Source organism: Phenylobacterium sp. (assembly GCF_036263695.1).
Classification (GTDB): domain Bacteria; phylum Pseudomonadota; class Alphaproteobacteria; order Caulobacterales; family Caulobacteraceae; genus Phenylobacterium.
Genome location: NZ_DATAGM010000070.1, coordinates 1 through 7,759 on the forward strand (window position 1 = coordinate 1; position 7,759 = coordinate 7,759).

Sequence of the window (7,759 nt, forward strand, 5' to 3'; positions counted from 1 at the left end):
GCCCAGGGGAACACCATCTCCTGGTCGAGCGCCGGCACGATGGGCTTCAAGGGCTCGCGGAAGTCGACGCCCTACGCCGCCCAGATGGCCGCCGAGGACGCGGGCCGCAAGGCCGCCGAGCACGGCGTGCGGACGCTGGAAGTCAACGTCTCCGGTCCGGGTTCCGGCCGTGAGAGCGCGCTTCGCGCCCTGCAGGCGGTGGGGATGACTATCACCACAATTCGTGACGTGACCCCGATCCCGCACAACGGCTGCCGGCCGCCCAAGCGCCGGCGCGTCTGAGTACGAACTAACGGCACTTCCCTACCGCCGGACAGCAACCTCGCCGTCCGGCGACACGGCGTTTCAAGGGACCCCCATCCGTGATCGAAAGAAACTGGAACGAGCTCATCCGTCCCGAGAAGCCGCAGATCGAGCTCGGCGCCGACGCCTCCCGCAAGGCGCGCCTGGTGGCCGAACCGCTCGAACGCGGCTTCGGCGTGACGCTGGGCAACAGCCTGCGCCGCGTGCTGCTCTCCTCGCTGCAGGGCGCTGCGGTGACCGCCGTCCAGATCGACGGCGTGGTCCACGAGTTCTCCTCGCTGGAAGGAGTGCGTGAGGACGTCGTCGACATCGTCCTGAACATCAAGCAACTGGCCGTGCGGATGCACTCCGAAGGCCCGAAGCGCATGACCCTGCGGGCCAACGGCCCGGGCGCGGTGACCGCCGGGCAGATCGAGACCCCCGGCGACATCGAGATCCTGAACCCCGACCACGTGCTCTGCACCCTCGACGAGGGCGCGCAGGTGCGGATGGAGTTCACGGTCCAGAACGGCAAGGGCTACGTCCCGGCCGAGATGAACCGTCCCGAGGACGCCCCGATTGGCCTGATCGCCGTCGACGCCCTCTATTCCCCGGTCAAGCGCGTCGCCTACCGCGTCGAGCCGACCCGCCAGGGCCAGAGCCTCGACTACGACAAGCTGATCATGGAAGTGGAAACCAACGGCGCGGTGACGCCCGTTGACGCGGTGGCCTATGCCGCCCGCATCCTCCAGGACCAGCTGCAGATCTTCATCACCTTCGAAGAGCCGAAGAAGAAGGTCGAGAGCGAGGCCAAGCCCGAGCTGCCGTTCAACCCGGCCCTGCTGAAGAAGGTCGACGAGCTGGAGCTCAGCGTCCGTTCGGCCAACTGCCTGAAGAACGACAACATCGTCTACATCGGCGACCTGATCCAGAAGACCGAGGCGGAGATGCTCCGCACCCCGAACTTCGGCCGCAAGTCGCTGAACGAGATCAAGGAAGTGCTGGCCGGGATGGGCCTGCACCTGGGCATGGACGTGCCCAACTGGCCGCCGGAGAACATCGACGACCTGGCCAAGAAGTTCGAAGACCAGATGTAAGACGGATTGCGCCGACTCCAGGCCGCCTCGGCGGCCTGGGCCCAATGAGGCCGCGACAGCGGCGGAGGGCCCCAGCGCTTCGTGTTGACCCGGCCGGGAGCGCGCCGGGATTGTTCAGGCAGACGTCCGGCCGAGGATCGGCGGCGTCCAGTGGGCATACCGCCCAGGAGATACGAGATGCGTCACGGGAAAGCCCACCGCAAGCTGGGTCGCACGACCGCCCACCGGACCGCCATGTTCGCGAACATGGCCGCCAGCCTGATCAAGCACGAGCAGATCGTGACCACCCTGCCGAAGGCGAAGGAGCTGCGGCCCTTCGTCGAGAAGCTGGTGACCCTGGCCAAGAGGGGCGATCTGCACGCCCGCCGCCAGGCCATCAGCCATGTCCGTGACGTGGACCAGGTGGGCAAGCTCTTCGCCACCATCGGCCCGCGCTACGCGGGCCGCAGCGGCGGCTACATCCGGGTGCTGAAGGCCGGCTACCGCTACGGCGACAACGCCCCTATGGCGGTCATCGAATTCGTCGACCGCGACCCGGCCGCCAAGGGCCTGGACTCTGGCCCGACCCAGGAGCGTGCGTTCGCCGAGGACTAAGGACGCGCGGTCTTGTTTCGAGACATGGAAAGCCCCGGAGCTGACGCTCCGGGGCTTTTCCCTTTTCCGATTCCCCGGCGAAGACCTGAGCGTCCTTCGGCGCCGACCTTGCGGCGAAGGCCCCCAGGGGCGGACCATCAAGCCCGCGCCGGATCGGGACGCGGGATGTAGAGGGCGGGCGCGGCGATGATCGCCAACGCGGCTGCGCCCACCGCTGCGGGCCAGCCAAGCGTCGATACCATGGGGCCCCCGGCCGCCGCCCCCAGGCTGCCGCCGATGAAGTAGATGACCATGTAGGTGCTGTTCAGCTGGGCAGGACGGAGCGGGTCCATGTTGAGGACGCGCCGCTGGTTGGCCACCTGCGCGGCGAAGAGCCCTGCATCAAAGAGCGCCAGCGCGAGCAGCAAGAGCGGGGCGTGGCCCAGAGCGCGCCACATCGTCATTGCACACACCAACGCGACCAGAAGGCCTGCTACGATGATCGGCCGACTGCCAAAGCGATCGGCCAGGCGTCCGGCGAGGGGCGTGGCGGCCATGCCCGCGAGGCCGGCAAGCGAATAGAGCCCTACGGCGGTTGGAGATAGCCCGTGCGGGGGTAAGGCGAGTGCGAGCGAGACGCCAACCCAGATCAAGCTGAACGCGAAGAACCAGAGCGCGCCGGCCGCCGCCGAACGCAACAAATCCGGGTGTGTGCGCAGCAGGTGCGGCGCCGACAAAAGTCCCGACAACCACGAGCCGGGCGCACGCGCGCCCCGTCGGGGCAGGAGAGCCCGACCCAGCACGGCGCAGAGCAGACTCGTGCTCGCAACAATGAGGAGCATCGCGCGCCACCCGACGGCGTCGGTGAGGCCGCCTCCGACCATTCGGCCGACGAGGATTCCTGCAGATATCCCGGCCGTGACAGCGCCCAACGCCTGACCCCGCCGGTGGGGTGGAGAGTGTTTCGCGGCGAGGGTGCTCATCTGCGCCCCGGTGCTCGCGCAGATTCCTGACAGGAAGAGACCCGCTCCGAAAACTTCTACCGACGTCGCGGCGGAGGTCAGAACCAAGGCGCCGCCAAGGGCCGCGAGCTGTGCGGGGATCAACGCGTTCGCCGGAGCGCGGTCGACCAGCGGGACCAGCAGCGCCAAGCCCAGCATATAGCCGACGATCGGCAGACCCGCAGCGGCGCTCGTGGAGGCCACTGACGCCTCCAGGTCAGCGGCGATGAGGCCGAGCTCGGGTTGCACGGTGTAGCTTGTCGACGTCGCCACAGCGGCCGCGAGCGCGAGGAAGAGGATGCTGCCTGCTTCCAGATGCGACTGTTGCGGCGTGTCTTCCGTTCTGGGATCGGTCATAGCCGCCGACTTAGCGACTACGCGGCCGTACATCTGGCGCATTCCGGCCCTCGATGAAGCGGCGAGGGGAAGATCCCGACGTTCGCCGGCTTATGGGATTTCCCCGCCCGCTCGCGGGGGAGCTAGAGCCGGGTTACGGTAGAGGATGACTTCCCTCGCTCGTCTCCTGGCGCTGACGCTCGCCCTGGTGCTTTCCGCCTGCGCCACGTCGCCGGCGCGGGAGCCACGCGCGCCTGTCATCCTCATTTCTATCGACGGCTTCAGGCCCGACTATCTGGAGCGCGGGGTCACCCCGACGCTGAAGCGCTTGGCGGGGGAGGGGGCGAGCGCGGCGATGCGGCCGTCGTTTCCGTCCAACACCTTCCCGAACCACTACACGCTGGTCACGGGGCTGCGGCCCGACCAGCACGGGATCGTCGACAACACCATGACCGACCCGCAGATCCCGGGCGTCCGCTTCGCCATGTCCAACAAGGCCGCGGTGACCGAGGCGCGCTGGTGGGAGGGCGCGGTTCCGGTCTGGGTGAGCGCCGCGCGGGCGGGGGTGCGGACCGGCACCATGTTCTGGCCGGGATCCGAGGCGCCGATCGGCGGCGTGCGGCCGACCCATTGGCGGCCCTTCGACCAGAAGGTCCCTGCGAACGCACGCGTCGACCAGGTGCTGGCCTGGCTGGACGCGCCGGCGGATCGGCGGCCGAGGTTCCTCACCCTCTACTTCGACGAGGTGGACACCGCGGGGCACACAGTCGGGCCGGATTCGGCGCTGATGGCGAAGTCGCTAGCCAGCACCGATGCGGCGATCGCGCGGCTGCTGGAGGGGCTGAAGGCGCGGAACATCGCCGCCAACCTGGTCATCGCCGCCGACCACGGCATGGCGCCGATCTCGCCGCAGCGGGTGACCTGGCTGGAGGACGTTCTGCCGGCCGGCGCCGCAGAGGTGGTGACAACGGGCGCGACAGCGGGCCTGGTTCCGGCGGCCGGGCGCGAGGCCGAGGCGGAGCAGGCCCTGCTGGCCTCCCATCCGAACATGACCTGCTGGCGCAAGGGCGAGATCCCGGCGGCGCTGGCCTACGGACGCCACCGGCGCGTGCCGCCGATCTTTTGCCTGGCCAGGACCGGCTGGCTGATCATGAGCCGCAGCCGGCCGGCGGTCGGCGCGGGGGCCCACGGCTACGATCCGGCGGACCCGCTGATGGCGGCGCTGTTCATCGGCCATGGGCCCGACATCCGGCCGGGACGCCTGGCCAGCATTGATAATGTGGAGGTCTACGGCCTGGTCATGGCCCTGCTGGGCCTGCGGCCGGAGCCCGGAACCGCGCCAGCCCCTGTGGCGACGGGAGTTCTCGAAAACCGCTGATCTCCATTGTTGAGACAATTCTAATATGCGTTAAATATTCTTCTGTGACAGAAGGAACTGCGGGATGACGGAAAGCGTGACGCATACGACGCCCGCCGCGGCCGCGGATTTCAAGTCGCCGCTGACGCCCACCGCCTTCTACCGAAACCCCAGGGCGGCGTTGGAATGGCTGGAGCAGGCGTTCGGCTTCGAGGTGAGCACGCTGCTCACCGATGCGGAGGGCAACATCGCCCACGCCGAGATGGCCTGGCGCGGCGCGAACATCGGCGTGGCGGGCGAGTGGACGGTCGGCCGCACCGACGTGCCGGCGCGGGCCCTGTCGCCCAGCAGCATCGACCATGTGATCACCCAGTTCGTCTGGGTGGAAGTGGATGGGGATATCGACGTCCACTGCGCGCGCGCCAAGGCCGCCGGGGCGCGGATCATCGAGGAGCCGAAGGATCAGTTCTACGGCGCCCGCACCTACCGCGCGCTCGACCTGGAAGGCCACGTCTGGAACTTCCGCCAGGAGCTTCGGCAGGTCTCGTTCGAGGAGATGGAGGCCGCCACCGGGCTGAAGTTCCAGAACACCGGAAGGAGCTGAGCGTCATGGTCGAGGATCAAGAGCGCCCGCCGGTGTCGTCCAGCGTCTGTTACCGCGACCCTATCGCCGCGCTCAAGTGGCTGGAGACCGCCTTCGGGTTCGAGCCGCGGATCGTCGTGCTCGCGCCCGACGAGACGCTGGTGCACGCCGAACTCGGCTACCGCGAGGGGGTGATCGGGGTCGGCAATGTCTGGTCGCCCAATCACGCTTCTCCCGCCGACCTGGGCGGCAAGAACACCCAGTCGGTGCACATCCAGCTGCGCGAGGACGTGGATGCGCACTACGCGAGAGCCAAGGCGGCGGGCGCTGAGATCCTGATGGAGCCGACCGACCAGACCTACGGCGACCGCAACTACATCGCCCGGGACCCCGAGGGTCATGTCTGGTCGTTCGGCGAGACCCGGTTCCGCATCGACAACGCCGAGTTCGACCGGAAGCACGGCACCACCACCCGGGACCGGATCTGACCGATGCCCGCCTTCGACTTGGAAACCACCTACCTGAGCCTGGACGGGCGCGGCGGCGTCGCCGTCCACCCGGTGGACGCGGACTTCTGGCGGACCATCGAGAGCAATCCGACGCTGAAGGAGAACCTGGTCGGCGTCTATGCGGGGGACGCCGACTGGACGAGCTGGGAGATGCACCCGGCCGGCGACGAGGTGCTGGTGCTGCTCCAGGGGCGGATGAGCATGCTGTTCGAGCAACCGGACGGGCGCCAGAGCCGGCAGGAGATGCAGGCGGGCTCGACGTTGATCGTGCCCGCGGGCGTCTGGCATCGGGCGCTGGTCGCGGAGCCCACGCGGCTGCTGGCGATCACCTACGGCGCCGGCACGCAGCACAAGCCGGCCTGATGGCGCAGGCGAACACCGCGCTGGTGGACCGGACGCTGTCGGCGCTGGCCGACCCGCACCGGCGCAAGGTCGTCGAGCTGCTGCGCGAGCGGCCGAGGCCCGCCGGCGAGCTGGCGCGGGAGGTGGGGCTGGCCCCGCCGGCCATGAGCCGCCACCTGCGCACGCTGAAGGACAGCGGCCTGGTCGAGGAGAGCCACCCCGAGTTCGACGCGCGCGTGCGCATCTACGCCCTAAGGCCGGAGCCGATGGTCCACCTGATACGCTGGCTCGAGGAGACCGAGCGGATGTGGAGCGAGCAGCTCCTGGCCTTCAAGCGGCACGTGGAAGGCGGCTCGTGACGTCCAAAGTCTACGTGGCCCTGCGGGTGCGGGCCGCGCCGGAGCGCGCCTTCCAGGTCTTCGTCGAGGAGATCGGCGCCTGGTGGCGGGCGAGCCCGCTGTTCCAGACGACGCCGCGCGCCCCGGGGACCTTGGCCTTCGAACCGGGGGAGGGCGGGCGCCTCATCGAGACGCTGGACAACGGCAAGGTGTTCGAGATCGGCCGCATCACCGCCTGGGATCCGCCGCACCGGCTGCAGTTCAGCTGGCGGCAGGCGAACTTTCCGGTGGACCTGCACACCGAGGTGGAAGTCCGCTTCGAGGCCGTGGGGGAGGAGACGCGGGTCAGCGTCGAGCACCGCGGCTACCACCGGGTCCCGGCCGAGAGCGCCGCGCGCCACCGGTTCCCTGACGCGGTGCTGTTGGCCAGGCTCGGCGACTATTGGCGCGTCCAGCTGGTCTCGTTGAGATCGGCCGTCACTTGAGAGTTGCGCAGGTTCGCGCTTTGTTCCAGATTGAGCGAGAGGGAAGCCTGATGCACGTTATCAGACTGATCCAAGGCCGCGACCGCGTGGAATGCTCGCGGCCCGCCGCGCGCGCGGGCGCCTGAAAGGCAGGGAGCAGCGTCATGGCCGAGCAGACCGCCGCCGCTTCGCCGCCCGCCCGCAAGGCGGCCTTCGGCTTCATCTTCGCGGTCGCGCTGATCAACTCGGTCTCGTTCGGGCTGATGATCCCGATCCTGCCGAACCTGATCAAAAGCTTCACCGGCGGGGACACCGCCTCGGCCTCCGAGTGGAACGTGGTGTTCGCCGTCACCTGGGGGGCGCTGCAGTTCGTGTTCGCGCCGATCCTGGGAATGCTGTCCGACCGGGTCGGGCGCCGGCCGGTGCTCCTGGTCTCGCTGTTCGGCCTGGCGATCGACTTCCTGGTGATGGCGTTGGCGCCCAACCTGATGTGGCTGTGGATCGGCCGGTTCATCAACGGCCTGACCGCCGCCTCGATGCCCACAGCCAACGCCTATGTGGCCGACGTCACCCCGCCCGAGGAGCGGGCCAAGGCGTTCGGCTGGATCGGGTCGGCGATGAGCTTCGGATTCGTGGGCGGACCGGCGCTCGGCGGCTGGCTCGGCGACATCGACCTTCGGCTGCCGTTCTACGTCGCGGCGGCCCTGACCTCGCTGAACTGGCTCTACGGCCTGCTGATACTTCCGGAGTCGCATCCGCCGGAGAAGCGGCTGAAGAAGTTCGACTGGTCCCGGGCCAATCCGCTGGGCTCGCTCAAGCTGCTGCGCTCCCACCACGAGCTCCTCAGCCTGGCCGCCATCTGGTTCCTCTACCAGCT

11 protein-coding genes are annotated in these 7,759 nt (G+C 68.8%); 10 read left to right on the top strand and 1 reads right to left on the bottom strand.

Annotated features, from left to right (window positions below; genetic code table 11):
• From rpsK to rplQ, 3 genes are all read left to right on the top strand, one after another.
• On the top strand, positions 1 to 282 hold a 282-nt coding region (gene rpsK, locus VHK87_RS02650), incomplete at its 5' end, for a 30S ribosomal protein S11 (RefSeq protein ID WP_329633348.1).
• Between the two features lie 80 nt (positions 283 to 362).
• Positions 363 to 1,379, top strand: a complete 1,017-nt coding sequence (locus VHK87_RS02655) for a DNA-directed RNA polymerase subunit alpha (protein ID WP_329633349.1) — start codon at positions 363 to 365, stop codon at positions 1,377 to 1,379.
• A 177-nt stretch (positions 1,380 to 1,556) separates the two neighbouring features.
• Positions 1,557 to 1,973 carry a 50S ribosomal protein L17 gene (rplQ, locus tag VHK87_RS02660; protein WP_329633350.1) on the top strand — a complete coding sequence of 139 codons (417 nt, stop codon included), beginning with the start codon at positions 1,557 to 1,559 and terminating at the stop codon, positions 1,971 to 1,973.
• Positions 1,974 to 2,110: 137 nt separating this feature from the next.
• On the opposite strand, the gene VHK87_RS02665 is transcribed toward rplQ, so the two are convergent.
• Positions 2,111 to 3,310: an MFS transporter gene (locus tag VHK87_RS02665; protein ID WP_329633351.1), complete on the bottom strand. Its 1,200-nt coding sequence runs from the start codon at positions 3,308 to 3,310 to the stop codon at positions 2,111 to 2,113.
• Between the two features lie 145 nt (positions 3,311 to 3,455).
• Here VHK87_RS02665 and VHK87_RS02670 point away from each other — a divergent pair, with 145 nt between their 5' ends.
• The 7 genes from VHK87_RS02670 to VHK87_RS02700 form a co-directional block, all read left to right on the top strand.
• A complete protein-coding gene (locus tag VHK87_RS02670; protein ID WP_329633352.1) occupies positions 3,456 to 4,667 on the top strand; it encodes an ectonucleotide pyrophosphatase/phosphodiesterase in 1,212 nt (403 codons plus the stop codon).
• Between the two features lie 64 nt (positions 4,668 to 4,731).
• A complete protein-coding gene (locus VHK87_RS02675; protein WP_329633353.1) occupies positions 4,732 to 5,250 on the top strand; it encodes a VOC family protein in 519 nt (172 codons plus the stop codon).
• Positions 5,251 to 5,255: 5 nt separating this feature from the next.
• The gene (locus tag VHK87_RS02680) at positions 5,256 to 5,717 is read left to right on the top strand and encodes a VOC family protein (RefSeq protein ID WP_329633354.1); all 462 of its coding nucleotides are present in this window, start codon (positions 5,256 to 5,258) and stop codon (positions 5,715 to 5,717) included.
• Between the two features lie 3 nt (positions 5,718 to 5,720).
• Complete coding sequence (locus VHK87_RS02685; protein ID WP_329633355.1) at positions 5,721 to 6,101, top strand: cupin domain-containing protein; 381 nt, start codon at positions 5,721 to 5,723, stop codon at positions 6,099 to 6,101.
• Positions 6,101 to 6,439 (top strand): metalloregulator ArsR/SmtB family transcription factor, encoded by a 339-nt coding sequence (locus VHK87_RS02690; RefSeq protein WP_329633356.1) that lies wholly within the window; start codon positions 6,101 to 6,103, stop codon positions 6,437 to 6,439. Before VHK87_RS02685 ends, VHK87_RS02690 begins: the two co-directional genes overlap by 1 nt.
• Positions 6,436 to 6,903: an SRPBCC family protein gene (locus VHK87_RS02695; RefSeq protein WP_329633357.1), complete on the top strand. Its 468-nt coding sequence runs from the start codon at positions 6,436 to 6,438 to the stop codon at positions 6,901 to 6,903. The genes VHK87_RS02690 and VHK87_RS02695 overlap by 4 nt, the downstream gene beginning before the upstream one ends.
• A gap of 143 nt (positions 6,904 to 7,046) precedes the next feature.
• Positions 7,047 to 7,759: MFS transporter (locus VHK87_RS02700; protein WP_329633358.1), on the top strand; the 713-nt coding region annotated here is incomplete at its 3' end.